We start from the raw sequence: 25,367 nt of genomic DNA on the forward strand, positions 1-25,367 counted from the left end.
GCGACGCTAGCGCTCCAGCACTACAAAGGCGACGGCGTAATCGGCTTCGTCGCTGAGGGTAATATGAGCCGCCGTGGCACCGCTGGCGTCAAATAGACGCTGCGCTTCGCCACTGAGCTTGAGACTAGGCTTACCCAGCGCATCGTTGAGTACCTGTATCTCGCCCCACTGCATGCCCTGACGAAGCCCCAACCCTAACGCTTTCACGAAAGCCTCTTTGGCCGCAAAGCGTTTCGCCAGATAAGCCGTCGCCTGGCCTTTCAACTGCCAAGCACGCTGCTCGTCTGGCCCTAAGATACGTTGTGCAAAGCGGGGGCCGTGACGGGTCACGGCCTGACGAAAACGCTCGACCCGGGCGATGTCCGAGCCAATCCCGACGATCATGTTAGTGACCGCAGCAAGAGTGACCATCACCGTGATCGTGGTCATGGTCGTGCTCGTGAGCATCCAGGGCGGCCATCAAACCCGCTTCCTGCCCCGCAATGATCAAACGCTTCATCTCCTGAACGGCGTCCTTCAATCCGACGAATAGCGCGCGAGCGATGATGGCGTGGCCAATGTTGAGCTCGTTGACGCCGGGTAGCGCGGCAATGGCTTCCACGTTGTGATAATGCAGACCGTGTCCGGCATTGACCACCAGGCCTAACGACACGGCATGCACCGCCGCCGCACTCAGGCGGTCATACTCAGCGTTGGCCTCGGCGCTCCCAGGTTTTGCTTCGGCATAAGCCCCGGTATGCAACTCGATGGTGGGTGCTCCGGCACGTTTGGCGGCGTCGATTTGCGCCTCGTCCGGGTCGATGAACAGCGACACATCGCAGCCCGCAGCCGTAAGACGCTGGCAGGCGCTGGCGATCTGTTCGAAGCCCCCGACCACATCCAACCCGCCTTCGGTGGTCAACTCTTCGCGCTTTTCGGGCACTAAACACACGTGCGCTGGGCGCACCTCTTCCGCCAGCGCCAGCATCTCTTCGGTAACGGCCATTTCCAGGTTCATGCGCGTGTTGAGCACTTCCGCCAGCAGTCGAACGTCACGGGGCTGAATATGGCGACGGTCTTCGCGCAGATGGACGGTAATGCCATCAGCGCCCGCCTCTTCAGCCAGCAGGGCTGCCTGGACCGGGTCGGGGTAGCGCGTGCCGCGGGCTTGGCGCAGCGTGGCAATATGGTCGATGTTAACGCCGAGTAAAATCCGTGGGGGGTGCATGAAGAACTCCAATCTGTGAATGGCAGTAGAAGACGATTGCGATCAGTGGTAACGGTAGCTTACGGGCGCTGGCGACGGCGGGCCAAATCCAGCATCAGTTCACGAGAACGTAGCGCGGTAGGCCCCAAATGAGGGGCCAATGCGGCCCGCATGACCGCTTTGAGCGCACTCGCTAAGCCTGTCGGCTGCCAATCACCCTGCTCGATGTAGCGTAAGGTGCGCCCTTCGATACCTTGCTCTGCGGCCATGAACGCGCGGCTATTCGCATCAAAACGGTAGCGCTGATGTGGGTCCAGCGCCCCGCCGTCGGGGGTGCAAAACCGAGGCGTAGCGTCGAGCACGTCCAAAAGCGCCCATTCGTAGCGCCTCAGCGCCAGTCCCCGCTCAGCAGGCACCGGTAGTGCGTCGAGCAGCGCGCTATAGAAGGCGAAGACATCGGTGGCGTTCAGTTCGAGGGGCAGTAAACGGGTAGCAATTTCGTTGGCGTATAGGCCGCAAAGCAGACCTTCGCCTGCCAGCAGCGCGGTGTGCCCACGGGACTCCATCAACGTGAGGCGCTTCAGTTCTCGATCTCCCCGCCAGGACACGAACAGCGGGGTAAACGGCTGCAGCCGCTGGCGAGATTTCGATCCGGGGCGCTGGCCACCGTGGGCCACCGCCCGGATGCGGCCATGATTGAGCGTCAATAAATCGACCAGCGCGCTGGTTTCACGGTATGCCCGACGGTGCAGCAGAAACGCAGGCTCGGCGGTCATGGTCGCACTCAATCGAGATCGTAACCCAGGCTCTTCAGCGCTCGCTCGTCATCCGACCAGCCACGCTTCACCTTCACCCACAGGTTGAGCATGACTTTGGTGCCCAGCGCACGTTCCATATCTAGACGCGCTTCACGGCCAATGCTCTTGATCCGATCGCCGTTCTCACCGATCAGGATCACCTTCTGCCCCTGGCGCTCCACCAAAATCAGCGCGCTGATATGGGTGACGCGCTCGGTTTCGCGAAACTCTTCGATCTCGACCGTCATCTGATAAGGCAGCTCGTCGCCTAACTGGCGCATGACTTTTTCACGTACCAGCTCAGCCGCCATGAAGCGCAGGCTCTTATCGGTGATTTGGTCTTCCGGGAAGAAGTGAATGCTCTCCGGCAGGTGCTTGGCGACCTCTTCTTCCAGCGTCTCGACTTGGGTGCCGTGCTTGGCGGAGATGGGCACCACGGCGGCAAATTCGCGGCGCGCTCCCACATCTGCAAGCCAGGGCAGCAGGTCGCCTTTATCCTGAAGGCGGTCGACCTTGTTGACGGCCAAGATGACCGGCGCCTTCACATGCTCCAAGCGTTTCAGGACGGCTTGATCTTCGTCCGTCCAGCGGGTGCGGTCGATGATGAACACGACGCAGTCGACATCGCGAAGCGCTTGCGTCGCCGCTTGGTTCATGAAGCGGTTGATGGCTTTGTTGCGATCCTTGGACATGATGTGCATGCCCGGCGTATCGACGTAGATGAACTGCGTTTCATCGACGGTTTTGATCCCCATCACCTGGTGGCGCGTGGTTTGCGGCCGCCGTGACGTGATCGAGATTTTCTGCCCCAGAATCCGGTTCATGAGGGTTGATTTGCCTACGTTGGGTCGGCCAACGATGGCCACGAATCCGCAGGTTTGGCTCATGATTTGTCTCCAGGGGGTTGTTCGAGGTAGGACAATGCTTCTTCCGCGGCCTGCTGTTCAGCGTGGCGGCGGCTGGGGCCTTTACCAGTGGTATGCTCGCTTAGCAGCTCGATGTAGCACTCCACGGTAAAGGTCTGGGCATGCGCCTCTCCCTTCACAGAGACCACTTCATAGCGCGGCAGCGCCGCTTGGCGCGACTGCAAAAATTCTTGTAAGCGGGTTTTGGGATCTTTCTGGGTATCTTGCAGCGAGATGTTTTCCAGACGCTCGGCGTACCACGCCAGCACACGCTCGCGGACGGCATCCATACCGGCATCCAGATAAATCGCGCCGATCACGGCTTCTACGGCGTCCGCCAGAATCGACTCGCGGCGATGTCCGCCGCTTTTCATTTCCCCGGACCCAAGCCGTAGGCACTCGCCAAAGGCCATTTCGCGGGCCAGCTCGGCCAGGGTCTGGCCTTTGACTAACCGAGCGCGCAGGCGGGAAAGTTGCCCTTCCCGCGCCTGGGGAAACCGCTGAAACAGCGCTTCGGCGATGACGAAATTGACGATGGAGTCACCTAGAAATTCCAGGCGCTCATTGTTGCGACCACCGTAGCTGCGATGGGTCATGGCCAGTTCCAAAAGCGTTGGGTCGCCAAAGGTATGGCCGATTCGTCGGCAAAAAGCGGTTAAGGAATTACTCACAGTGCTCCTACGTCATTGACGTTAACTAAGATAACCACACTAACGGTTTGTACATTATGCTGGTTCATTCGATACGCCGTACGCTGGTGAAACTGGGAAGACCACCATCCCAGTGCATCCAGACCGCAAAGGCGCGCCCTACGATGTTCTCTTCGGGCACGAAGCCCCAGTAGCGACTGTCGTTGGAGTGGTCGCGGTTATCCCCCATCATGAAGTAATGGCCTTCGGGCACGACCACCTCGCGCATTTGCGGGCCTGGGTCACGGGGATTGTTGTAGATGAAATGGCTGACTTCCCCCAACTGCTCCTCAAGCAGCAGCTGCTGAGGCGACAGCGCGGGCCCTTCTTCGATCAGCGCTTTGGCAATGGGCTCACCATTGACGTAAAGCTGCTTGCCCTCGTAGCGAATACGGTCGCCGGGCAGACCCACGACGCGTTTGATGAAATTCACCGATGGCTCTTCGGGAAAGCGGAACACCATGACATCGCCTCGCTCTGGATCGTCCACTTCCAAGAAGCGCTGATGAACGACCGGCAGACGCAGTCCGTAAGCGAATTTATTCACGAGAATAAAATCACCCACTTCTAACGTGGGCTTCATGGAGCCGGAAGGAATCTGAAACGGCTCGATGATGAAGCTGCGTACCACCAGCACGACCAGCAAGACAGGAAAGAACGAACGGGAGTAGTCAACGGGCCACGGCTCTTTTAAGAGCTTCTCCCGCGTCGGCGCATCCAAGCCTTCCATGGTGGCTTTTTCCGCCTTGGCCACACGCTCACGGCGCTTTGGCCGAAGCACCAGCACATCCAACAGGTAAATGGCCCCGGAGAGCGCAACGGCGAGTACCAGTAGTAGTGAAAAATCCATGTGGGGTTCGTATCCCTAGTCGTTAACCTTGAGCACAGCAAGGAAGGCATCCTGGGGAATTTCGACACGCCCCACCTGTTTCATCCGTTTCTTACCGGCCTTCTGTTTCTCTAGCAGCTTTTTCTTACGGCTAACGTCGCCGCCGTAACACTTCGCCGTGACGTTTTTACGCAGCGCCTTCACCGTGGAGCGGGCCACGACTTGGCCACCAATCGCCGCCTGGATCGCGACGTCGAACATTTGCCGTGGGATCAGCTCTTTCATCTTTTCCACCAGCAAGCGACCACGCGAGTGGGCATGGTCACGGTGAATGATGACCGCCAACGCATCGACTTTGTCGCCGTTGATCAAGACATCCAGACGTACCAGCTTCGCGGCTTCGAAACGTTCGAAGTTGTACTCCAGCGAGGCGTAGCCACGAGAGATGGATTTTAAACGGTCAAAGAAGTCCATGACCACTTCGGACATGGGCAGCTCGTAAGTAAGCTGGATCTGATTGCCCAGGAACTGCATGTCGAGCTGAGTACCGCGGCGCTGCTCGCACTCGGCGATGACGTTGCCGACGAATTCCTGCGGCACCAGAATGCTGGCCCGCACGATGGGCTCACGCATCTGCTCCACATCGGCCATGTCGGGCAGTTTGGAGGGGTTGGAGACATACTGAATGTCGCCATTCTTCATGGCCAGCTCGTACACAACCGTCGGCGCCGTGGTGAGCAGGTCCAGATCGTACTCACGCTCCAGACGCTCTTGGATGATCTCCATGTGCAGTGTACCGAGGAAACCCACGCGGAAGCCGAAGCCCAGCGCATCGGAGTTTTCCGGCTCATACTCCAGCGACGCGTCGTTGAGAGCCAGTTTTTCCAGGGCATCGCGGAAGTCTTCGTAATCGTCTGCGCTGACCGGGAACATACCGGCATAAACCTGAGGCTTCACTTTCTGAAAACCGGGGAGACGCGGTACGTCTGGCGTCTTGGTATGGGTAATGGTATCCCCCACCGGCGCGCCGTGAATCTCTTTGATCCCGGCGACGATAAAGCCAACCTCACCGGCGCGAAGAATATTGGTCTCTTTGCGCAGCGGTGTGAAGATACCGACTTCGGTGGCGTTCCAGTCGCGACCCGTCGACTTGATACGGATCTTGTCGCCTTTGCGCAGCGTGCCGTCGAACAGGCGCACCAGCGACACGACACCCAGGTAGTTATCGAACCAGGAGTCGATGATCAGCGCTTGCAGCGGTGCTTCGGGGTCCCCCTTGGGCGGCGGAATGTCACGCACCAGCCGTTCGAGCAGCTCGTTGATGCCGATACCGCTTTTTGCCGACACTTGGCAGGCATCCGTGGCATCCAGGCCGATGATCTCCTCTACCTCCTGAGCAACCCGGTCCGGGTCGGCCTGGGGCAGGTCGATCTTGTTCAGAACGGGCAGCACTTCTAGGCCCTGTTCGATGGCGGTGTAACAGTTGGCCACCGACTGCGCTTCTACCCCTTGTGCCGCATCGACGACAAGCAGCGCCCCTTCACAGGCGTAGAGTGAGCGCGACACTTCGTAGGAGAAGTCGACGTGCCCTGGCGTGTCGATGAAGTTGAGCTGGTAGACCTGGCCATCGGCAGCGGTGTAGTCCAGCGTCACCGACTGCGCTTTGATGGTAATACCCCGCTCACGCTCGATATCCATGGAGTCGAGCACTTGCTCCTTCAGCTCACGTTCTGTCAAACCGCCACAGGTCTGAATCAAACGGTCAGAGAGCGTCGATTTACCGTGGTCGATGTGGGCGATGATGGAGAAGTTTCTTATGTGCTTGATCTTACTAGCGTTATCTGTGGTCATGTGCCGATTTAATCCGGGGTGTGTACGCAGCCATGTACGATAAATGATTTTGCATGGCTGCGTTCAGTGTCGATTTCCTCCATTGTACCGTTCAAATGGTTGGCGTGCTATGGAGTGCGGCGACAGCGCGTCATGCCGCAAGCTGCCGCTCCTCCCACGCCTGAACATCGCTTTCCCGCCAGCGGGATTCGGCGCCGTGGCCTCCTTGGATAACCGGTTTAGGAAAGCCTTTACTTTTCTGCCAGCGCAGCAGCGTGTCCCGGCTGCGGCCGTAGCGTTCGCATAGCTGGCTTGTGCTTACGTATTGGTCTTGCATAAATCACCTTTTAATCGATCATTTTCAGCTTTGGCTCTCACCAAGGCGGACTGAAAGCCGTCCTTGCTTGTGGTCATGCTCTTTAGCTTCTGCTCAAGCTCAATGATTTTCTCGCTTTGTGCGATAGCCAGTGCCTGCCAGCCTAGCGCTACGTGCTGCCATTCAGGGTGACCGTCTGGCAACTGCTCCTCTTCTTCGGCTAGCTCTCTGAGCGTTTTGGTCATGCTATCCTCCAGGCAAAAGAAAGCCGCCTCGTGGGCGGCTGTTATCGTTCGTTCATTGCTCGGGCCATCGCCCGTATTCGATCAAAAGGCAGCTTGTTCAGTCGTCGCTCTACGCGGGTGCCAAGACGTCGATTGAAGCGGTTCTCGACGATCACTTTCTGCAGCATGTTGATCTTCTCCAACCGCGTGCCGTAATCAGAGCGCTTGGCCGCCTTGGCCTTTAGTTCTGCGATATGCGCCTGTGATATCTGGTGTAGTGTGCTCATGATCCTTCCTGCTTTCGATGGGTTTCTCGCTCAGTACACGGCGGCGGCAGCGGGTCGCCTTCGTATCGATCGACGGTGTAGATCGACAAGCCGCGCAGGTGCCAGTCGCCCACCATGTGCTTGCGCTCGTCCAGCGTCTCGCCGTCATTGATCCACGCCGACGCCACGTTGCCGCCGCATACCGGGCAGTTGGCCAGCATCATTTGGCCGAGGTGTTTTCGTTCGTTAGCCTTCACGTTTTGCCTCCACTGTTTCGCCATTAGCTACCCGCAACCCATCCTCTGTGAGCATGAATACCCAACGAGGCATCTTGTCGCTGTGCTTCTTCCGGCGCTGACCAGTGACCAAGCCAGCGTGTATGAGCCATGCCAGTCCTTGCTCCAGGTTGATTCGCGGGTCAGGGCTTGGGTGCTTTTTGGTCGGGTCTTCGTTGCAGCCCATGGGCTTGGCCGCGCTGTGTCTTAGCCTGCCCTGTGGCACTTCGGGGAATTGCTGGGATAACTTATCTACCCTCTGCTTTAGCCATTCCATCGCTACCGCTGCAAATGGCGGCAACGTAAGCAGGCGATAGTGCGTTAGCTGATAGTCCGGCTTATCTGGGTTGTTGGCTCGCCACTCTCGGTAATGCGTATCGCAGTAGTGCATGTCATCGCCCATTACGTGGCCGTGATGATCACAAATAGCGCGGTCGCACGTCTTGCCACCGCCTATCGGGTAATCACAGAGGTTGTCGCTAGGGCGTGAACACTCGGCGCAATGCTTGCCAAAGTCCCCATGCAGAAACATGGAGCCGCCTTCCTGCATGGGGATGATGTATAGCGGCATGGCTTATCCCTCCATCGCCTGATCAACCATAACGCTGATCTTTTCGAACCGCTCGCGCTGTGTTTGGCTATGCATTATTGTCTCCCGGGTCCCAGCATCGCGCGCAAACCCGCTCATCATCGTTGGCGTTAGCGTCGGCAATACGATCAACCAACTGCTCCTGGTTTCGCGGCGCATTCTCTTTGATAGTTGCTCCGCACTTGGTGCACTCGTATTCCAGAAAAGGGCCTCTTACGTGTCCCATAAAAACCTCCAGGCAAAAAGAAGCCGCTCACCGGCGGCCATAGTCTCTAAACAGTCGTGTCGATAACCGCCACGGCGGCGTATCGGGTATGCGCCTACGCACTGCCAGCGCGACGATGCGGCGGGCGTTGGGCAGCGCCGTTAGCTCAATTCGACCTGCGCTTGACTCCATGCCTCTTGCACCCTGTGAAATGCTTCGCTGCTCCCGCCCTTATCGGGGTGAGCGTCACGAATTGCCGATCGATAAGCCTTTCGAACCGCTTCAATATCGTTGCTGTCGGTGTTGAGCACCGTTCGCCAGTGCGACCTACCCATCGCTTCCGGCGAAGCGAGCTGAGCAAAGCCGGTAAACGCTGCACGCATCAATGAAGCGTCGTGTCGCTCCAGCGTTCGCAGGGCTTCGATGCAGTCGGCCACGGCGGCCAAATTGTCGGCGATGCGCTGGTACACGTCACAAGGGATGCACTGAGCTTGGCCATCAAGCTGAAAATAAACGGCGACGCCCGGGTCGCTGGGCTCTCGCTGGCCACTGCGAGGCAGTCCGTCATTACGCAATGCAAGGTCGGTGCTGATGATGATCGAGTCAGGCGGAACGCGGTACGTTTGGCCGCTTCGCGTGAATTTATCAAGCGCTTCTGTGACACGGCTTCGCGCCTCCGCCACGGTGAGCTCTTTGAGCCCCCACCCGCTGCTGTTGCGCTTGCCGAATCGACCTTGTTTCCGGTCATTGGCTGGCGTTCGCGGCTTTGCCGCTGGCCAGCTAAGCGGTGACGCTGTTATGTCGTCCATCGTGACCTCCTATTGATCGAGCATGCTCAAACTCCGTGCAGCGCACGATGACGCGGCCTTTGCTTTTGCTCATGGCGGGCATGGTGGAAAAAGGGAGGTGGCTACAGTCGACAACAGCGTGGCGACAGGCCATGCACATAGCGCGCTTCGGTTGATGGGTCATTGCTTGACCTCAGCCACGAATTTGCATTCCCAGATGCGCGCAGCCTCGCGGAATATCCGCTCTCCTGCGACTCGGCATTTGTCGGCATCACTGCAGCCGGTGGGGCCCGATATCTCTCCGCCGAGGTCAAGCCCTATGCAGCCTTCTTCTATTGCACCAGATAGCCAATTGGCGACGTGGCGCATAGCCTCTACCTGGGCAAGCCTTTCGTTTAGCTCCTGGTCTGCCTCCATCTTCGCCCGCAGCGCTATCTGCGCCTCCTCTGCGGCTTTGTGCATATCCCGCTCGCGCTCTAGCTCGGCCACCAGCGCCGTCAGCTTGGCGTTTGCTTCGCGCTCGCTTTCCAGGGCTTCGGGGCTGCACTGCGCATACATCCGGCTGGCGTTTTGCTCCATCGTGTATGCAGCGGCTTTAGCCGCATCCATGCCCTGTTGGGCTTCTTTAGCCTGGCGCTTGATGATGGCGTCATGCACATCTTTGCGCACATACTCCACGGCTTCGCTGGCGTCCATGCCTTCGCCCGGCGCTGGATCGTCGCACCAGACATAGCCAAGCTGACCTTCGCTGGCATCGGGAATTAGGAATATGCGCTCTACAGCCCGGTGCTTAATGTCGTTGATGTTCATTTTAAGCGCACCTCATTGATGCTAGCTGCCGCCGTAACTCTGCATTGTCCGCTGCCAGCGCGTCGTTTTCGGCTAACAGCACCATCTTTTCGCTAACTAAATCGTCATTGCGCTGGCTAAGCTGCTCAATGACAGCCTCTAAATTCTCAATTTTTCGTTCCATGGGTATCTCCGGTAATGATGTATCGGTCGCGGCTCGGCCCTACCAGCGGCTTTTGACCTGGCTCCAAGTGCCAGTCGAACCGGTGCAGGCAGCGGTCACACTGCTTCTCGTTGATTGATCGGTAGAGGCGTAGGCGCGTGCAGCCGCAGCGCGGGCAGTGTTTGGTGGTTGGTTTCATAATCCAGCTTTCAGGTAGGTATGCTCTGCCCGGTGCGTTAGGGCGCTTTTCAGGCATCGTCGATGATTGGCTTCCAGCTTTGCATCGCTTACCCGCCGCGCCTCCCTAATCTGAGCGATGACAAAGCGGCAATCCTGGTTCCAGAAGGCTCGGTTGAGCCTTCGACTCGTGCTGATCTCTTCGTAGGTGGTCAATGCCGCTCTCCCAAAAAAGAAGCCCCGCACAGGCAGGGCTAGAAGTGTTTCAGTCGCTTGGCTCGGCGCTGCGCGCGTTTGCACTTGGCCTGCCGCTGGTGGGGCTTTGTGAGGCCGGAGCCTTGGATGATGGGTGGCGGGGAGTGAATGGGTTGCCACGGCATACCGAAGGCGCTGGCGATTGCTGTGAGAAGGCTCATGGTGAATTCCGTTTGGTTTCATTGGCTAGCGAAAACCTCATATGAAACTGAGGTAGTGGCTCATGGTCTGAATTGGCTGCCTCGCCGTTCTCGTCATGCCATGACTTGTGACAGGGTGGGCACAACCACCTAACGTCTAGCTGTTTGAGATAGTCGTCGTGATGGGCGTGAAGTCGTAAGTCAGTTGCCCCGCATTCTTGACAGGCTGTTTGGCGTTCGAGTCTTCCATCAATAAGTGCTTTACTGACTCGGTTATGGCCCTGCATCTTGATCTTGTTTTGATCGCGGTACTTTTTAGTGCCGCGCTGGATGGCCGCTTTGCCCTCTGGCGTTGACTGGTAGCGCTCCCGCATGGCCACACGATGGGGAAGCATTCCGCGCTTCTTTTCGTATTCGCGGTAATGGTCGATATTCTTGCGGTAGTTCTCACGCACTCTGACTTTGCGACACTCTTTGCAGGCGGAATCAAACCCGTCTGCCGTTTGAGGATGTTTATAAAAACCATCAAGCGGCTTCTCTTCGCCACACTTCTTGCAATGCTTCATAGCAATACACTCCATGCAGAAACAGAAAAGGCCGCTAAATGGCGGCCGTTAATTCGCATAAAAAATTGATTTAGAACGGTATTTCCGAATCAAAATCATCAAAATTGCCCGGATCAGGCGCGCCGTAGTTGCTCTGCGGTGCGTGTTGCTGACCTTGCGGCGCTTGGTTCTGAGGCGGCCGGTTCTGCGGTGGCCTCTGGTTTTGAGGTGGGTAGCCGCCTTGCTGGCCGTTCGAGTAGCCGCCTTGAGGCTGGTTGCTGTAGCCGCCTTGTGGCGCTTGGTTCTGCTGGCCGTTTTGAGACTTGCTGTCCAGCATGATCATGTCGCTAACCACAATCTCGGTGCTGTAGCGATCTTGACCGTTTTGATCCTGCCACTTGCGCGTCTGTAACTTTCCAGAGACGTGCAGCTTTGAGCCTTTAGTGACGTACTGCTGGATAATTTCGGCGGTCTTGTTGAACGCCACCAGTCGCACCCACTCGGTCTTTTCCTGCACCTGCCCGCTCTGCTTGTCGCGCCACTTCTCGCTAACAGCCAAGCTAAGGTTGGCAACCGGCGTACCTCCGGGCGTAAAGCGCACCTCGGGATCCTGACCAACATTTCCGATGAATCTGCATTCGTTTAATCCGCGAGCCATATAGCCTCCTGCATTAAAAAGCCCCTGCGTGAGGGGCTTAGTAGTTGATCGTGACGCCGGGCACCTTACCTTGGGCTATCAGCGTGATGGCATCCTTGGCGCAATGCTCTTGCATACCTCCGTTAATCATGGCCTGCATGGCTGCTTGGTTAATGCGGCGGCGATGCTCAACGTCGGCTTGGCGACGCTCGGCCTCTTCGCGCTGGCGGCGCTCGGCGTCTAGCCGTGCCTGCTCCTGGCGCTGCTGTTCAGCGATACGCTCGCGCTCCTTGCGGTCGTACTCCTCTTTAGCTCGCTGTTCGGCAAGCTCTGCGTCACGCTTGGCCATGGCGATAGCTTCTTGATGCTCGCGCTCTTTCCGCTCAGCTTCGGCTTTTGCCTCCTGCTCGCGCCGTGCTGCCGCTTCACGCTCGGCCTGGGCTTTCTCTTCTGCTTCACGCCGTGCACGCTCTTCGGCTTCGCGGGCAATGCGCTCCTCGCGCTCTTTCTGCTCGCGTGCCGCCGCCTCCTGACGAAGGCGCTCAAGCTCGGCTTGTTCAGCTTCGTATTTCTGGCGACGCTCAAGAGCTGCTTTTAAGGTGGCAAGGCTCGCTGCTTTAACGCGGTGTGCTTCGGCTTCGAACTCCTCCCATTCGATGCCAATCTCGATAGCTTCAACGTGTGCGATGGTCGCCGACAGGGTGCTGGCATCTTCGTCATCCAACTCCTCTGCGAATCGCTGCATTACCTCGATGCCGGTCTTATGCTTAGCAATCCGCGCCTCCTCTGCCGCCTCCCATTCATTCAGCGGCCCGCGAGCCTCATCACGCCACGCATCCAGCTGATCACGCCAACGCTTGCGCTCTGCGTCGATGGTCTTGGGCAGCTGCTTTAGCTCGGCCACTAGCTCCTTGCCGATGTTGTCGATAGCCGTCTTGCTACGGGCAATCTTGTGGGCCATCGAGGCGTAGGCCTTGCGGCCGGTCGCGGTATCCAGCGGCGGCGGCTCAGCCAGGAACGCATCAAGCTCCTGCCGGATGGTTTGCAGGTAGGGATCGAGCCCTTTATCACCCTTGAAAACGTCAAGTGCCGTCTCTTTGGACGGCACCGTGATCAGATCAGTCGATTCTTTTTCGGCTACTTCGGTCATGCTGTTCTCCTAGGCGGCTTCGGCACGCAGGGTGGATTCGTAATGGATAACCAGGGACTTAAATTCCAGAAGGTCTGCTTCAAGCTCAGAGATGTAATTGTCCTGGCGGTCGAAGTGACGCCACCAAAGCTGCTTGCCAGCAGGCTCAAGTGCTGGGCAGTACAAACCGATGTGCCACCAGCTGCGTTTCGTCAACCACATGCCGCCTTGCACCTGATCAACGACCGTGGTGATGTCGCCATCGATATGAAACGCGCGCAGCTTCTCCGGCGCGATAAAGCACTTGTACTCACAGCCGCCGTCAGGATCGACAAGGCCGTCAGCCGAAGCACCAAACCAGCCGTCGTCGCTGGTCACGAACCCGGCTTTTTGCACAAACAGACCGGACTGCATCTCATGCTCCATGCGAGCTTCTGGCTCTAGGTCGTTGCCGCGCTTCATCTGCCACGTCTGAAAGCCTTCGTCCAGCGGCTCGCCGCTAATACGCTCAATGGCTAGGCGAAAAGCGTAGTTGCGTGCAGCTTCTGAAAAGTCGCCTACCTTCTCGCCCAGCAGGGCGCGACGCACCGCGTCAGCTTTGGGCGCCGCTTTGTAACCTGCCTTTTGCATAGCCACTGCTTCGCTATGGCCAGCGCGTACCGCGTCGACGTACGCTTGCTGCTTGGGGTCTAAGCCACCGGTTCGGCTGCGCGCTATTTCGAACATGCTGGCCGTGATGCAGCCAGCGCGGGCGCGGTGCCATTCCTCGCTGCCTTGGTTGCAGTTGATGATCTTCACTGAACCTCTCCCTCGTAAACGTTCGCCTGACTGGATTTAATGGCATCGCCGCGAGCTTGCACCGCATCCTTGAATACCGGGTGAGCGGCTTTGTCTTTCGCTTCATTGATTCGCCTGATGCCTTCCTTCCAAACTTCTGCAAGCGCCTCTTCACTACCTGCATTTTCGACGCTTGCTAACAGCTCAGTGAGAAGAGCGGAGTCGCCCTGAACTGCTTGCGGGCTTTGCTCTTGGGCCAACCCTTCGCCGCTGTCGGTATTCAGGTAGTGAATGGCTTGATCAAGCCGTTCAGTTTTGGGCCAGTACTTATAGGCCCGTTTAACCACCGTCTTTTTAGCCATCTCCCCATAGTCGGTTTTCCAGGGCGATGATTTGCCGGAGCGGTACGACTGCGAGCGCTGCATGATCGAATCGATATCAGCACGGCTCATGGTGGTGGTTAGGTAGTCGCCGTCGGCCGTCTTGACCACCACGTAAGCGCCCACTATGTCGCCGCGCTCAGGGTGAAAGGGGTTGAACTTGTGAAGTGGTGCACGATCGATGCCGCTTAGCTCGAAGTGATCGGCTGCGTGCACTAGCTCGGCCTGCGCCCAACGAATAGAGCCCGTACTGGTGGCTAAATCCACCAGTCCCATGTAGCTGATGTCCAGACAAACGCGGCCGTCGCGCGGCACTAGATACGCCTGTTTTTTGGCTGGGTTCAGGCTTATGCCAATAGATGCGATGTTGTTCACCGCATTGACGACCGACTGACGATTGCCCATCGCAATTTTTGCGAGGAAGTCGTTGTTCTCCATTGCCTGAATGGCGAAACCCGCCTCGCGGTCGAAGTTGATGTTTGGCTCGCACAGCACGGCGGCAAACGCGTCGCGCTGGTTGTAGATGTCCTGCGCTATTGTTGCAATGGCATTGCTCATATAGACTCCTGGTTGATCTTCTCGACGTTGATCTGGCCCGCTACCTGTTCGCCCAGGAGCGGGCTTTTTAGTTGGTGGGCGATGTGAAATAAGGTCGCCAGTGCGTGTAAGGGGCTTCGACGCTAGGGCCCTGGCTGCCGGGAGGCGCTACGCACTCAAAATGCTCGCGGTTTTCGTGGTGGTTGTACCAGCAATCGTTTTCCGAATCGAAGAAGTCCACGTCGATTCGAATGTCGTCGGGGTAGTCGCCTGATTGCGGCGGCGAATACAGGAATACCAGCTCGTCCTTGGGCGCCGTCTCAATCGGCTGCCACCCCGCCAGCAGCGCCTTCAGCTCGTCTTCCTCGGCAGCATTGAATCGGCTGCCGCCTTTACCCACCAGGTAAACCATGCCGACGCCATCGAAGAAGCGCGGCGGGCCGGTGATTTTCCAGTTGCTCATACCTCACCCCGCTGGCGTTTCTCGCTCCACGCTTTAATCAGGCTGCGAACGACGATGCTGTCAGCCTCTTGCAGCAGGTAGTCGTAAAGCTCTTGCTCCTGTTCGTCTGCGCGCATCCACGCAACAAACTCGTCAGCGGCCCACGCTTCGCCATCGTCCAGCGCTTGCTCTGGCGTGGGCGCTTGGTCGGGGTCGAATTGCGGGAAGCGGACGGCGTTCTGATCGGGTACTGCATAAGCCATGTTCATGGGGTTCTCCTTAATCAGCTGGCCGCATGCCAGGGCAAATCTCGGCAGCGTTGCCTCTAAAATCGGGGTGTCCGGTACGGTGGTGCGGGTCAATGCCCCGCGCTTCCTCTGCTTTCCATACCGCCACTTCCTGGCAGTATTTGCGGTGCATCCGCTCGTCATCGGATGCGTCCAGATTGCTGGCCACAATCATGCTGCCGATGATGGCGGCCAGCGCGATGAGGCTAAGGGTTCGTGTTGGCATTTCGCGTTACCTTGTAGATGAGATGGAAGGGAAGCTCGAAACGCCGTGCCGCTTTCTTGGCTTGGCTTCGGCTACAAAAAAGCCCCAAGTGGGGCAGTGGGGTAATGATGTGTCCGCGCTGTTTGCGGAGGATGAAGGCCGACCTCATGTAACCAGCTCCTTGGGCACCTCTACTTCTGGCCCTAGCTCGCTAGAAACAATCGCTCGCATGCACGCGATAAGCATGGTCGGCCCGCTGCCGTCGTAGTCGTCTAGCGGCCTTTGGTTCTTGATGGCATAGGCTTGATAACCACAATCGGCAAAGCACTCTTCCTCGCTATCAACGATTACGGTTACCTTTTCAACAATCAGTGGCCCGCCCTGCGCCCAGTCGATTGAAGGATTCCACCCGTTTATTGATGCAAGCGGGCCTCCGCAGTATTTCTCATGGCGCCACTTTTCAGCGTGAACCAGACCAGCCACCGCCCAATCCAGCGCAACACCCTCTAGCTCGCTGACCGCTACCTTCACAAGCTCACTCATTCCCAGATCTCCCTTAGCTCGCGCTCTAAGCGCAGGTCGGCTAGTCGCTGGTCTATTTGCCTGCGCAACCGGTACTCTTCGCCGTCTTTGGTGCGCTGGCGGGACGTGGCGGCGCTGACGCGGTTTAGTGAAAGGGGGACTGTGTGCTTTGGTTTAGCCATAAACACCTCTCATAGAATTGGGCGCGCTGCCTCATCGGCTCTCGCAGTGCCAGTGCAGTGGGTCGGCAAAGGGGAAGCAGCGCGGGCATGGCGACTCAGCAAGAGGCCATGCCAACTGGTAAGGATTTCTTGTGAGTTGCCGAAATGGGGTGATGCAGTGGTCGGCGCTGATCTCCGAACGAGCCTGTTAACGGGTAACCCGAAAGGCGTCCCAATCGGTATTAATCGGCTCTCTTCACCCGCTTAGCCCAGCAGCTATGGGCGTTCACTGCATCGAAATACTGCCTGGGCCTTCCCGTCGCTATCCGTGGCAGCGGGCAAGCAGTATTCCGATGGCCCTTGGTATTCTCGGCGCCAAGGGCGGCGCTCTGGGCCCCACTACGCAGGTGGCGAGTCTTGCTCTTTGGAAACCACCTTGGCGATATCCTTCATGATCTTCCGCCGCGCTTTCTCAGCGACGCTTGCGGGTATGTAGCTGGCAATGTAAAGGCCCGTCACCGCGTCGCAGTGGCGCTGCAGTCGCTCGGCGTCTTTATCGTCAATAACGCCGCCCTGGTCTTTGACCTGCTCTTTCAGCGGTGGCGACAAAGCGCCCATCGCTATCTGCAAGTTTCGTTCGCTCATAACGCTCTCCTGTGTAATTCGTGAAGGGTGGCCGGTGTGCACACCAGCGGCGGATAGCATTGCCGTCCGTTACTCCCAGCATTCCCGCTTAGATAGCGGGCGCTTGCACCCTTCCGAATGCCCACTCAGAGAATGGGCTGGTGGCACTCTCGCAGTTCCCGCGCCTTCTCAACCGCTTGCGATGGCAGTCAATCCGGTGGTTTCGTCGTTTGGGCTTGAGCTTCCGTCCAGCCTTGCTTAATCGCTTTGCAGGCTTTCACTCGGTATATACAACGCTAGACGTACAGCTCTGTGCCCTGGCTGGTTAGTGGCACATCTAGCGAGGATGGCGATGGATGGTCAGCCCGCACACCCGAAGGTCACGGCACGCACCGCCTCAACTTGCTCTTGCCGGTACTGACCCCGGCGTGGTCTTTATCCAACGTGGGCTCGCTACGCCCTGGTGCCAACCGCTGCCCCACGTCTGTTAGGGGCCGCCCCGCTTGGGTATCGCTGGAATCACCTAGCCTGTAGGTGGATGCATTGGCCCAAGCACCGGGGGATCGCAAATTGTGTAAAGAGCCATGGCCGGGCTGTCTGTTTCGCTGTGCGTCAGTGCCGCTGCCATGACTCAAATGTAAGCCATACTTACCTAAGTCGTCAACACAAAAGTAAGCATAGCTTTCAATTTAAAGGTAAGTCATTGTTTCAATACGCACAAAAAAACCCGCTCAATGGCGGGCTTGGTTAGCTGTGCTTATTTTGAGGGGGTTTTACTGCCTTCGGAGGGTCATTTGCGCCATGACCACACCAATGATTCGGCAATCCTCGGTGAAGTCCATGTATTGCTCTCGCCAATCCTTGTTGAGCACCTTGAGCATCGGGCCTACACCTGGCTCGATTATGTAGCGTTTGAACGTTGCCTCTGCCCCGCCGTGCTGCTCACACTGAACGACCACGTCATCACCTGAGACAGGCTCAACGTCAGGATCGACAAAGATCAGCGTGCCCGGCGGGTACACTTCGATCATTGATTCACCGCGCACACGTAGCCCAAACGCTCTTGGGCCACAGGTCGGCGGCGCCGGATAGTATTCGAGATCATCACCCACTGGGCAAAATGGCTCCGTCCATGCTCCGGCCTGCACCCAGCTGATCAACGGCACTTGGCCTCGCATCTTGGGGGCCTCGTCAAATTCGTCCGTCTTGACGCCTGAGCCAGTAAAGAAATAGATCAGCGGCTTGCTCGTCGCGGTTGCTACGTTGCGCAGATTCTCCGCTGAGGGACTGGTTCGCCCTTTTTCCCACTGGGCTACAGCCGGACGGGAAACGCCCAGCACAGCGGCCAGTTGCTGTTGTGTAAGACCCGCCTCTTTTCTGGCTCGCGTTATTCGCTGCCCTACCTTCTCGTCTTCGGTCATGCCTTCACCAATAGGCGTGTAATTGCCTCTCAGTCTGAAAGCATCGCTTACATCTGGCAACGGAAGAATGCCTTGCCCGATTGGGTAAGTATGGCTTACACTTTGACCAATTACGTTAAGCATGGATTTCCCTATGACCCCGGAACAAGCAATGCAAGAGGCGCTTCGCCTAGCTGGCGGCCCGGTTGCTCTCTCCCGATCCATCGGGATCAGCTCCCAGGCCATCTCCCAATGGAAGGTCGTTCCGGCAGCTCGGGTTATGGCTGTTGTGAAAGCCACCAAAGGAAAGATCAAGGCTAGCCAATTGCGTCCTGACGTGTTCGGCGCTGTTGCCGCCTAACCACTGAAACAATGGTAACCCGCTCTAGCGATACGGGTTAGACCAAAAACCAAGCGAGTTTGGTACATGGATAAATACACAGAAGGTTTACGCGAAGCCGCTTTTGAATATGGCATCAAGCGTCTAGCCCATGAGCTCGATATGAGCGAAGACCGGCTCTACAAGAAGCTGAACCCCGACGGCCCGGTATCGCTGACCCTGGCCGACTTCTTCCGCATCAACCGGATTCTGAAAGACACGCGCTGCATTGATCGCGCGCTGGAAGACCTCGGCATGGTGGCCACGCCGATCAGCCAGGACGCGGACGCATTCGAGGGCGAGATTCGCGAACTGCTACTCGATCAGCACGAGCAAGCCGCCCGCTTTGTCGCCGCCGTTCGTGAGGCGAAGCGCGATGGCGTTATCAGCAGCGATGAATTGGAGGAGATCAAGCGTCAACGCCATGAACTGGCGGTGTTCGGCAACACGGTCATGAGCCGCATCGAGTCGATGCACAAAAACGGGAAGGCCGCCCTGGCGGCGGTCAAGTAATGAAAAAGCCCACCAATTCGCTGGGGAGCGTGGCGGGCCTAATCAACTAACTAAAGATGGTGAAGACATTATGGCTACTGAATATGGATTTGTCTACGTTCTTGCCAACCCTGCTATGCCAGGGCTCTACAAGATCGGCTTTACGACTCAATCGGTGCAAGTGCGCATCTCCGACCTTTCGCGCGGCACCTCAGTGCCAGCAGCCTTCTATAAGGTGCTGGATATCACTACCTACAATCCTGCCGCTGTGGAGCGTGATGTTCATCTGATCCTTCGTGACGCTAGGAGCAATGCCCGCCGCGAGTTCTTTCAATTTACCAGCGACACAGAGGCGGCGGCGTCTGTTCTGGTAGCTGCTGGCCAGTCTGGGTTCTATCAGCCCGTCACTGATAACCGTGCTGGTGATGCGCTATATGCGAAGCCTGAGCCGGTGAAGGAAATATCAGAGCAAGAGATGAAGCTTCGCCAAATTCGAGCAAAGCATTACATAGCTCATTTTCGCGCGATCCTGGATGGCGAGGTGACCTATGAGTAACCTCGCCTACCTTCCGGGCCATGAGCCTGAACAGGTGCCCGCAGAGCCGCCAAGGGGCCCTCAATTGGAAAACGGCTATGTACGCATCAGTCATGAGGTAATGCGCGCGCTTGGCCGCGCTAGGCTGCGTGGCTCCGAATACCCCATCGTCCTATTCATCATTGATGAAACATGGGGGTGGCACGTAAAGCATAAGGTGCTTCGCACTAGCTACATCTCTAATGGTCTTGGAATACCTGCAACAAGCGTCTCTGAAGCGGTTGCGGAGCTTCTTCGCCGCCGTGTTCTTTACCGTGTTGGCGATAGCCAGGGCCCTATTGGTTTCAATAAAAATTATGACCAATGGCAGAGCAAATCAAGCGCATCTAAAAGGGTTAAGCGAGCCAATCAAGAATCGGGAATGATTCACCATAATGCCGAACAACTTGTTCACGATAATGGCGAACAAACCATTCACCAAAACCGTGAATCTAATAAAGATAGGAAAGATAGGAAAGATATTAACCCCTTGTCGGACTCGTCCGACGAGCAGGTGTCGAACGAGCTTGAATCTCTATTCGATGAGTTTTGGCAAGCAGGCCTGCCGAAGGACGGCAAGAAACCAGCCAAGCAGAAATTCATTGCGTTGCTGAAAAAACAGAGCGACCCGGCAGCGTTCACTGCTCGCCTTATCGACGACATCCGCACTCGCCTGGATGCTGCCGTTCCTGGCTTCGCAAAACTTCACCCCAAGACCTACCTGAGCCAACAGCGCTGGGAAGACGAACTCCCTGAGCGCTGCCCGCACGCTGCCATCATCGAGGCATGGAATGCCGAGATGCCCGCGCACATCGAGAAGGTTAGCCCTGAAGATTGGACGCCCGACAGCCATGGATTCCAGGCGCTGGCTAACGCTTGGCACAACTTCAAAACCAAGCCGCGCTCCAGCACTGGCAAGCCCGTGTTCACCCAAGAACCTGAAGGCATTGAGTTCTACCGCGAAGTCTTCCGTCGCCTAGCGGCTGTAGACCGCATTCACCGTGAAGAATCAGCGCGTTGGTGCCGCCTTTCCTGGGCAGTCAAGCAGCAGGAGACGATCAAGATTTTCAAGGGAGAGGTCGCATGATTTACAGCTATGAGGCAGAAGCGAGCGTCATCGGAGCTTGCATTCTCGATCCTGCGCAAATCGACATCGTGTCTGACTTTGTAACGCTAGAAGACTTCTACGTGGAGCACCACCGAGCGATGTGGTCAGGGTTGCAGCAGTTGGCACTGAACAACGAGGTTGACCCGGTATCGCTGCACGAGCTGGTCAGTGACTATTCAGAGCAATATGGCGGGCTTCAAGGCTTGTGCGAAATGGCCCGATCAACGCCGAGCATTGAAAACGCCAAAGCGTACGCAGCCGCTGTTCGCGACAAGGCTTTGCGGCGCCGCCTGAGCATTCACTTAGCTGAGATTACCGAGCAGGTTGGCAGTCACCACACCAGCTTGACTGACCTGATCGATAAGGCGCAGGCCAAGCTTGCGAGCGTTATTGGTCAGCGCGCAGGCACCGTGCAGCCTGTGCAGAGCTGGCTTTCGAGCTGGGTTGATGAGCTGGATGCCCGATTCAACGGGCAGGTCGACCCCATGGGGCTGTTGTTCAACATACCCGAGCTCGATGCAAAAACCAGCGGCATGCACCCCGAAGACCTCATTGTGCTGGGCGGCGAATCCGGTATGGGCAAGACCGTGGTGGCCGCTCACATTCTTGACAGCGTTTGTCTACGGCAAAAGAAACCGGCTCTCATGTTTCAGCTAGAAATGCGCAAAGAGCAGGTATTCAACCGTGTCATGGGCTCATACACCGGCGTAAAGCTGGATGCCTTAAAAAACCCTCGGCGCTTCATGAATGACGAGGGTTGGAACAAGGTCACTGCGGGCGTAGCAGCGGCCAAAGACGCGGGCCTAGTTATTGATGACCGCCCTGGGCTCACGCCTTCCCAAATGCGCGCCGCCGCGAAGCGCTGGAAAGAGCATTACGGTGAATTGGGCTGCGTGATTATTGATCATGCGGGCATTGTGCAGCCGGACGACAAGTCCATCCCGCGTGAACAGCAGATGGCCGAAGTATCCAAGGCGGCCAAGATTCTTGCCAAAGAGCTTGGCTGCCCGGTCATTCTCCTGGCGCAAATCAACCGTGAGAACACCAAGCGCAGCGATAAGCGTCCGGTCATGTCCGACCTGCGGGAATCGGCATCTCTCGAGCACAACGCCGACATGATCCTGTTCATCTACCGCGAAGCGAAGCACAACCCGGATTGCGAATACCCCGGCGTTGCTGAGCTGATCGTGGCCAAGCAGCGTGATGGCGAGGTCGGCACTGTTCGCGTTGTGTGCGACTTGAGCCGATCCCAGTTGAAGCCAGCGACTGCCGAGAACATCGCCGACTATCACCGCGAGTTTCCGCGTCAAAACTCCGCGCCCACGCAAGCCGACAAGTTCGCCGTATAGGGGGTGATGTATGTCTTTATCCATCAAACAACGCGCCCAGCTCCGCGCCAAAGGGATCGTCGTTCGCATTGAGTACGGCAACGGCAGCGTCAAGTGCTCAACGCCCCAGGGTGAGCGGTACTTTGCTGCCGGTGATTTAGCACAAATCGCGAAGACTGGGTTTTTCGATAAGGTAATGGCATGGATGAGAGGTGTAGCATGAGCTTAGATTCATTAAAAAAAGAACCCTTCGAATCATCTCTATCCGCCAAGGACTATAATTCAGGAAAAAGCGCCCGAAATGTAGGTGAAATATTTAAGACTAGCGACGGCAGCTATTGCAAAGTACTTGGGCGTGAAAGTACTAGAAAGGTTTTAATAACTTTTATAGGTGAAAATGGTGGAGCAGAGGCTTTTGTAGGTGCAGATAAATTAAAAAGCGGTAGCGTTAAAAACCCCCTAGCTCCTTCAGTATTTGGGGTGGGATATCTCGGGCTTAGTGGGCGCGGGAAGTTAACCGACAAGGCGGCGTATGTAACATGGAAAAGCATGATTCAGCGCGGCTATAGCCCAGCATATCTCAGGAGCAGACCTACATACAGGGGCGTTACAGTTTGCGATGAATGGAAAGATTTTAGCTGCTTTGTAGAGTGGTACGAAAATGCAGATAACGCAGGGAGAGCAGGTTTTGAGCTTGATAAAGATATAACTAGCCCGGGCGAGCGACAATACAACCCTAATACGGCTAGCTTTATCCCGTATGAAATAAATTCCCTATTCGTTGGCTGTAGCCGTCGCGTTTCTGGAGCTGGCTTGCCTGCAGGCGTATATCAGAATAGGAAAGGCTATAAAGCAGTTATTGCACGATACGGAAATTATGAATATCTCGGCGCATTCAAGACGGCAGAAGAGGCGTTCTTGGAATATAAATCTGCCCGTGAAGAGTACGTGCTTAATGTAGCAAAAGAGCATGCCAATGACTTAAAAGATAAAACGCTTAATTCCCTGCTTAGCTTTAAGCAGCATAAACACCATATTGAATTAGCTGGCGTGAAGATACCTTGCACCGCATGGATGAATCAGGGGGTGGCGTCATGAGGATTGAAATCAACAGCAGCGAAAACGTTGAGTTGGTGTGCAACGGCAAGCTGATCGCTGAGTTCAGTGCGGGCGCTGTAGTCGATGCCTCATATCACGAAGCAGAGATTAAGCAGGCAAGAGTGGCACTTGTGTTAGCCAAGAACATGGCGAAGGTCACCGACTGGGTAGCATTCGTTGATGGCGTGAATAACGTGCTGCGAGAGCATTCGTATAGCGGTGGCGGCGTGCCGGGATTCGTGGCGCCTGCCGACCCCAAAGCACGCGGCGAGCAAATCACTGCCTATCGCGATAACTGGAGCATCGGGGAGATGGTGCGCAAGTACATAAGCGAGGATCAGCTTGATCTTTTCGGGGAGGTCGCATGAACACATCTATCCGCTGGGATCGCCTCACCGCATTCATGGGGGTGCGTCATGCGGCTAACTAAATACGACAAACCAATGACGGCAGCGCTATCTCAGCCAGAGCCCTTGCCTGGAAGCAGAAGCCGCCCGTCGATACTCAACAACGCAGATTACGTTGCCGACCTGAAAGAGAAAACCAGGGGCAAGATAGTGGCTGCTAAATGGGGCGTGGCAATTAACACGGTCTGGCAGCACCGCTCGATTCTACGCAAGCGGGGTGAGCTATGAAGCCGATTGAGCCGGGGTGTTTGGTGATGGTTGTCGGTAACGCTTACGCAGGATTCACCACGACAGCCGTTGAATACTTCCCCACCGGAAGCATGGAGCCGTTCGGATTTGAGCTTGAAGAGCCCTGCTGGCGACTGGCTGATTATCCAGCCGACTTTGAGGGCAAGTGGCTGCCTGATATTTGCGCTGAACGCTATTTAATCCGCATTGACGGCGGTGGTGTTGAGTCGTTTCAAGAAGAGCAAGCGCGGGAGGAGGAGCATGGGTAAGCCAGCGAACAAGCCGTTCGTCAGTCGCGCTGCCAGCCTACAGGAAGCAATGGCGGCTATTTCCAAGCTACCCCGCGTACTGACCGACGCCATCCAACTATGGGGCGACGTTGAGATCATCGTTCAAAAGCGTCAGGTAAAGCGGAGCGTTGATCAGAACAAGCTCCAACGCAAGTGGCTGCTAGAGGCAGAGGCCCAAGGCGACCAGACCGCCGAGGAGTATCGCGGTTTCTGCAAGCTGCACTTCGCCGTGCCGATACTGCGCTGGGAGCTTCCCGAATTCAAAGAGAAGTACGACCGCATCGTTAAGCCGCTGCCGTATGAGGCCAAGCTGGAGTTGATGCAGGAGCCGTTGGACTTCCCTTGCACGCGCCTTATGACTAAAGAGCAAAAGTCGCGCTACCTCGATGCGATTTACCAGCACTTCACCGGCCTGGGTATGCGCCTGACTGATCCCGGCCTAAAGGGCATTAATCCGCAGGAATACAGGGAGGTGGCTTGATGCTCAAAGCAACCCGCATCGAATCCAAGCATATCCGCAACGCTGCCCGGGGTGAGCAGTGCACGCTCGGCATCATCGGCGTCTGCAACGGCAATCCTGAGACGACCGTATTGGCCCACCTGCCGGATGAATCGCATGGCATGAGCCGTAAGAGCGACGATATTTCCGCAGTGTTCGCTTGCCATGCCTGTCATGACTGCATTGATGGCCGAGCCAAATGGCCGCACGGCGACGCCGGACCGCGCGACTGGTATATGCGTCGCGCTCAGACGCGGACGCTTCGCCGCCTGATCGAGCTGGGCGTGGTAACTATCAAAGGAGTGAAGCTATGACCTCTCTATGGACCATCCCCGCCCTACTCTCGATTGGCGCCGTGGTACTGATCGCGTTCACGGCGTTCATTTTCAAAGGCCTGGATGACCAGGGTGAGCCACTGGAGGACGAGCAGTGAGGATATTCATCCCCTTCTACGGCCCAAGCACCAACGAGATTTACTCCGGCGTTCACTGGTCGGTTCGCAAGCGCGCCAAGGATGGTGCGCTTAAAGCGGTTAAGGCCGTGGTTCGTCAGCTCGATATCGACATACCGATATCGACCCGCGTTGACCTTGTATTCACGCCACAGCTCGGCAAGGGCGTCCGCAGGCGCGACACCAGCAACAACAGCATGACGGCCAAGCTGGTCGAGGATGCGCTAGTGAAGGCCAACGTGCTGCATGACGACACCGACGAATACGTGCGCAACGTCACCAATACGCCCGCGCTGATTGATCGCAAGGGTGATACCGGCGTTTGGGTCGAGATCATTCCGGTAAGCGAGGTAGCGGCATGAGGCAAAAATCAGCCCTGATCGTCTTCGGCGTTGTCACCGTGGCCCTGCTGGCGTTGGGCGCTGCGTCCGGCGTCATCATCTG

The 25,367-nt window shown here is 56.9% G+C and carries 41 protein-coding genes; 13 read left to right on the forward strand and 28 right to left on the reverse strand.

Annotated elements, in window-relative coordinates; genetic code table 11:
• Positions 1 to 6: 6 nt before the first annotated feature.
• The 28 genes from acpS to AB6K10_RS14925 all read right to left on the reverse strand — a co-directional run bounded on the left by acpS (position 7) and on the right by AB6K10_RS14925 (position 18,213).
• Positions 7 to 384 (reverse strand): holo-ACP synthase, encoded by a 378-nt coding sequence (acpS, locus tag AB6K10_RS14790; protein WP_339119624.1) that lies wholly within the window; start codon positions 382 to 384, stop codon positions 7 to 9.
• A gap of 1 nt (position 385) precedes the next feature.
• Positions 386 to 1,207 (reverse strand): pyridoxine 5'-phosphate synthase, encoded by an 822-nt coding sequence (gene pdxJ, locus AB6K10_RS14795; protein ID WP_253016069.1) that lies wholly within the window; start codon positions 1,205 to 1,207, stop codon positions 386 to 388.
• Between the two features lie 59 nt (positions 1,208 to 1,266).
• Positions 1,267 to 1,962 carry a DNA repair protein RecO gene (gene recO, locus AB6K10_RS14800; protein ID WP_159342480.1) on the reverse strand — a complete coding sequence of 232 codons (696 nt, stop codon included), beginning with the start codon at positions 1,960 to 1,962 and terminating at the stop codon, positions 1,267 to 1,269.
• Positions 1,963 to 1,970: 8 nt separating this feature from the next.
• Complete coding sequence (gene era, locus AB6K10_RS14805) at positions 1,971 to 2,870, reverse strand: GTPase Era (protein WP_159342481.1); 900 nt, start codon at positions 2,868 to 2,870, stop codon at positions 1,971 to 1,973.
• Positions 2,867 to 3,559, reverse strand: a complete 693-nt coding sequence (rnc, locus tag AB6K10_RS14810; RefSeq protein WP_044628375.1) for a ribonuclease III — start codon at positions 3,557 to 3,559, stop codon at positions 2,867 to 2,869. Before rnc ends, era begins: the two co-directional genes overlap by 4 nt.
• Positions 3,560 to 3,623: 64 nt before the next feature.
• Positions 3,624 to 4,427, reverse strand: a complete 804-nt coding sequence (lepB, locus tag AB6K10_RS14815; RefSeq protein ID WP_339119140.1) for a signal peptidase I — start codon at positions 4,425 to 4,427, stop codon at positions 3,624 to 3,626.
• 15 nt (positions 4,428 to 4,442) lie between these two features.
• Positions 4,443 to 6,257 carry a translation elongation factor 4 gene (gene lepA / locus AB6K10_RS14820; protein WP_339119141.1) on the reverse strand — a complete coding sequence of 605 codons (1,815 nt, stop codon included), beginning with the start codon at positions 6,255 to 6,257 and terminating at the stop codon, positions 4,443 to 4,445.
• 130 nt (positions 6,258 to 6,387) lie between these two features.
• Positions 6,388 to 6,573: a helix-turn-helix domain-containing protein gene (locus tag AB6K10_RS14825; protein WP_339119142.1), complete on the reverse strand. Its 186-nt coding sequence runs from the start codon at positions 6,571 to 6,573 to the stop codon at positions 6,388 to 6,390.
• A complete protein-coding gene (locus AB6K10_RS14830; protein ID WP_339119143.1) occupies positions 6,555 to 6,797 on the reverse strand; it encodes a hypothetical protein in 243 nt (80 codons plus the stop codon). The genes AB6K10_RS14825 and AB6K10_RS14830 overlap by 19 nt, the downstream gene beginning before the upstream one ends.
• A 41-nt stretch (positions 6,798 to 6,838) precedes the next feature.
• Positions 6,839 to 7,063: a hypothetical protein gene (locus AB6K10_RS14835; protein WP_339119144.1), complete on the reverse strand. Its 225-nt coding sequence runs from the start codon at positions 7,061 to 7,063 to the stop codon at positions 6,839 to 6,841.
• Complete coding sequence (locus AB6K10_RS14840; protein WP_339119145.1) at positions 7,060 to 7,299, reverse strand: hypothetical protein; 240 nt, start codon at positions 7,297 to 7,299, stop codon at positions 7,060 to 7,062. Before AB6K10_RS14840 ends, AB6K10_RS14835 begins: the two co-directional genes overlap by 4 nt.
• Entirely contained in the window at positions 7,289 to 7,888 is a 600-nt protein-coding gene (locus AB6K10_RS14845; RefSeq protein WP_339119146.1) for a hypothetical protein, read from the reverse strand. Before AB6K10_RS14845 ends, AB6K10_RS14840 begins: the two co-directional genes overlap by 11 nt.
• A 384-nt stretch (positions 7,889 to 8,272) precedes the next feature.
• The gene (locus AB6K10_RS14850; protein ID WP_339119147.1) at positions 8,273 to 8,920 is read right to left on the reverse strand and encodes a hypothetical protein; all 648 of its coding nucleotides are present in this window, start codon (positions 8,918 to 8,920) and stop codon (positions 8,273 to 8,275) included.
• Between the two features lie 159 nt (positions 8,921 to 9,079).
• Positions 9,080 to 9,709: a hypothetical protein gene (locus AB6K10_RS14855; protein ID WP_339119148.1), complete on the reverse strand. Its 630-nt coding sequence runs from the start codon at positions 9,707 to 9,709 to the stop codon at positions 9,080 to 9,082.
• A 1-nt stretch (position 9,710) separates the two neighbouring features.
• Positions 9,711 to 9,872: a hypothetical protein gene (locus AB6K10_RS14860; protein WP_339119149.1), complete on the reverse strand. Its 162-nt coding sequence runs from the start codon at positions 9,870 to 9,872 to the stop codon at positions 9,711 to 9,713.
• Positions 9,856 to 10,050, reverse strand: coding sequence for a hypothetical protein (locus tag AB6K10_RS14865; RefSeq protein WP_339119150.1), 195 nt, complete (start codon positions 10,048 to 10,050; stop codon positions 9,856 to 9,858). Before AB6K10_RS14865 ends, AB6K10_RS14860 begins: the two co-directional genes overlap by 17 nt.
• 232 nt (positions 10,051 to 10,282) lie before the next feature.
• Positions 10,283 to 10,444: a hypothetical protein gene (locus tag AB6K10_RS14870; protein WP_339119151.1), complete on the reverse strand. Its 162-nt coding sequence runs from the start codon at positions 10,442 to 10,444 to the stop codon at positions 10,283 to 10,285.
• Positions 10,441 to 10,989 (reverse strand): hypothetical protein, encoded by a 549-nt coding sequence (locus tag AB6K10_RS14875; RefSeq protein WP_339119152.1) that lies wholly within the window; start codon positions 10,987 to 10,989, stop codon positions 10,441 to 10,443. The genes AB6K10_RS14870 and AB6K10_RS14875 overlap by 4 nt, the downstream gene beginning before the upstream one ends.
• A 70-nt stretch (positions 10,990 to 11,059) precedes the next feature.
• Positions 11,060 to 11,626, reverse strand: a complete 567-nt coding sequence (gene ssb / locus AB6K10_RS14880; protein WP_339119153.1) for a single-stranded DNA-binding protein — start codon at positions 11,624 to 11,626, stop codon at positions 11,060 to 11,062.
• A gap of 37 nt (positions 11,627 to 11,663) precedes the next feature.
• The gene (locus AB6K10_RS14885) at positions 11,664 to 12,755 is read right to left on the reverse strand and encodes a hypothetical protein (RefSeq protein WP_339119154.1); all 1,092 of its coding nucleotides are present in this window, start codon (positions 12,753 to 12,755) and stop codon (positions 11,664 to 11,666) included.
• Positions 12,756 to 12,764: 9 nt separating this feature from the next.
• Positions 12,765 to 13,532 (reverse strand): lambda exonuclease family protein, encoded by a 768-nt coding sequence (locus AB6K10_RS14890; RefSeq protein WP_339119155.1) that lies wholly within the window; start codon positions 13,530 to 13,532, stop codon positions 12,765 to 12,767.
• The gene (locus AB6K10_RS14895; protein WP_339119156.1) at positions 13,529 to 14,449 is read right to left on the reverse strand and encodes a recombinase RecT; all 921 of its coding nucleotides are present in this window, start codon (positions 14,447 to 14,449) and stop codon (positions 13,529 to 13,531) included. Before AB6K10_RS14895 ends, AB6K10_RS14890 begins: the two co-directional genes overlap by 4 nt.
• Positions 14,450 to 14,516: 67 nt before the next feature.
• Entirely contained in the window at positions 14,517 to 14,891 is a 375-nt protein-coding gene (locus tag AB6K10_RS14900; RefSeq protein ID WP_339119157.1) for a hypothetical protein, read from the reverse strand.
• Complete coding sequence (locus AB6K10_RS14905) at positions 14,888 to 15,139, reverse strand: hypothetical protein (RefSeq protein ID WP_339119158.1); 252 nt, start codon at positions 15,137 to 15,139, stop codon at positions 14,888 to 14,890. The genes AB6K10_RS14900 and AB6K10_RS14905 overlap by 4 nt, the downstream gene beginning before the upstream one ends.
• Positions 15,140 to 15,149: 10 nt before the next feature.
• Positions 15,150 to 15,383, reverse strand: a complete 234-nt coding sequence (locus AB6K10_RS14910; RefSeq protein ID WP_339119159.1) for a hypothetical protein — start codon at positions 15,381 to 15,383, stop codon at positions 15,150 to 15,152.
• A gap of 144 nt (positions 15,384 to 15,527) precedes the next feature.
• Positions 15,528 to 15,905 (reverse strand): phage protein NinX family protein, encoded by a 378-nt coding sequence (locus tag AB6K10_RS14915; RefSeq protein WP_339119160.1) that lies wholly within the window; start codon positions 15,903 to 15,905, stop codon positions 15,528 to 15,530.
• A 539-nt stretch (positions 15,906 to 16,444) separates the two neighbouring features.
• A complete protein-coding gene (locus AB6K10_RS14920) occupies positions 16,445 to 16,690 on the reverse strand; it encodes a hypothetical protein (protein ID WP_339119161.1) in 246 nt (81 codons plus the stop codon).
• Between the two features lie 752 nt (positions 16,691 to 17,442).
• Positions 17,443 to 18,213, reverse strand: coding sequence for an XRE family transcriptional regulator (locus AB6K10_RS14925; protein WP_339119162.1), 771 nt, complete (start codon positions 18,211 to 18,213; stop codon positions 17,443 to 17,445).
• Between the two features lie 10 nt (positions 18,214 to 18,223).
• Here AB6K10_RS14925 and AB6K10_RS14930 point away from each other — a divergent pair, with 10 nt between their 5' ends.
• The 13 genes from AB6K10_RS14930 (at position 18,224) to AB6K10_RS14990 (ending at position 25,285) form a co-directional block, all read left to right on the forward strand.
• Complete coding sequence (locus tag AB6K10_RS14930; RefSeq protein WP_174788524.1) at positions 18,224 to 18,430, forward strand: Cro/CI family transcriptional regulator; 207 nt, start codon at positions 18,224 to 18,226, stop codon at positions 18,428 to 18,430.
• A gap of 66 nt (positions 18,431 to 18,496) precedes the next feature.
• Positions 18,497 to 18,961, forward strand: coding sequence for a phage regulatory CII family protein (locus tag AB6K10_RS14935; RefSeq protein WP_339119163.1), 465 nt, complete (start codon positions 18,497 to 18,499; stop codon positions 18,959 to 18,961).
• Between the two features lie 70 nt (positions 18,962 to 19,031).
• Positions 19,032 to 19,496, forward strand: coding sequence for a GIY-YIG nuclease family protein (locus AB6K10_RS14940; RefSeq protein WP_339119164.1), 465 nt, complete (start codon positions 19,032 to 19,034; stop codon positions 19,494 to 19,496).
• Positions 19,489 to 20,601, forward strand: a complete 1,113-nt coding sequence (locus AB6K10_RS14945) for a replication protein (RefSeq protein ID WP_339119165.1) — start codon at positions 19,489 to 19,491, stop codon at positions 20,599 to 20,601. The genes AB6K10_RS14940 and AB6K10_RS14945 overlap by 8 nt, the downstream gene beginning before the upstream one ends.
• Positions 20,598 to 21,971 carry a replicative DNA helicase gene (locus AB6K10_RS14950; protein ID WP_339119166.1) on the forward strand — a complete coding sequence of 458 codons (1,374 nt, stop codon included), beginning with the start codon at positions 20,598 to 20,600 and terminating at the stop codon, positions 21,969 to 21,971. Before AB6K10_RS14945 ends, AB6K10_RS14950 begins: the two co-directional genes overlap by 4 nt.
• A gap of 10 nt (positions 21,972 to 21,981) precedes the next feature.
• Positions 21,982 to 22,173 (forward strand): hypothetical protein, encoded by a 192-nt coding sequence (locus AB6K10_RS14955; RefSeq protein WP_339119167.1) that lies wholly within the window; start codon positions 21,982 to 21,984, stop codon positions 22,171 to 22,173.
• On the forward strand, positions 22,170 to 23,048 hold the full coding sequence (locus AB6K10_RS14960) for a hypothetical protein (protein WP_339119168.1): 879 nt from the start codon (positions 22,170 to 22,172) through the stop codon (positions 23,046 to 23,048). Before AB6K10_RS14955 ends, AB6K10_RS14960 begins: the two co-directional genes overlap by 4 nt.
• Positions 23,045 to 23,416 carry a hypothetical protein gene (locus AB6K10_RS14965; RefSeq protein ID WP_339119169.1) on the forward strand — a complete coding sequence of 124 codons (372 nt, stop codon included), beginning with the start codon at positions 23,045 to 23,047 and terminating at the stop codon, positions 23,414 to 23,416. The genes AB6K10_RS14960 and AB6K10_RS14965 overlap by 4 nt, the downstream gene beginning before the upstream one ends.
• A gap of 263 nt (positions 23,417 to 23,679) precedes the next feature.
• Complete coding sequence (locus tag AB6K10_RS14970) at positions 23,680 to 23,952, forward strand: hypothetical protein (protein ID WP_339119170.1); 273 nt, start codon at positions 23,680 to 23,682, stop codon at positions 23,950 to 23,952.
• Positions 23,945 to 24,454: a hypothetical protein gene (locus AB6K10_RS14975; RefSeq protein WP_339119171.1), complete on the forward strand. Its 510-nt coding sequence runs from the start codon at positions 23,945 to 23,947 to the stop codon at positions 24,452 to 24,454. Before AB6K10_RS14970 ends, AB6K10_RS14975 begins: the two co-directional genes overlap by 8 nt.
• Positions 24,454 to 24,786: a nuclease domain-containing protein gene (locus tag AB6K10_RS14980; RefSeq protein ID WP_339119172.1), complete on the forward strand. Its 333-nt coding sequence runs from the start codon at positions 24,454 to 24,456 to the stop codon at positions 24,784 to 24,786. The genes AB6K10_RS14975 and AB6K10_RS14980 overlap by 1 nt, the downstream gene beginning before the upstream one ends.
• On the forward strand, positions 24,783 to 24,905 hold the full coding sequence (locus AB6K10_RS14985) for a hypothetical protein (protein WP_339119173.1): 123 nt from the start codon (positions 24,783 to 24,785) through the stop codon (positions 24,903 to 24,905). The genes AB6K10_RS14980 and AB6K10_RS14985 overlap by 4 nt, the downstream gene beginning before the upstream one ends.
• Positions 24,902 to 25,285, forward strand: a complete 384-nt coding sequence (locus AB6K10_RS14990) for a hypothetical protein (protein ID WP_339119174.1) — start codon at positions 24,902 to 24,904, stop codon at positions 25,283 to 25,285. The genes AB6K10_RS14985 and AB6K10_RS14990 overlap by 4 nt, the downstream gene beginning before the upstream one ends.
• Positions 25,286 to 25,367: the final 82 nt, after the last annotated feature.

The organism is Halomonas sp. BMC6 (assembly GCF_964204995.1).
GTDB lineage: Bacteria > Pseudomonadota > Gammaproteobacteria > Pseudomonadales > Halomonadaceae > Vreelandella.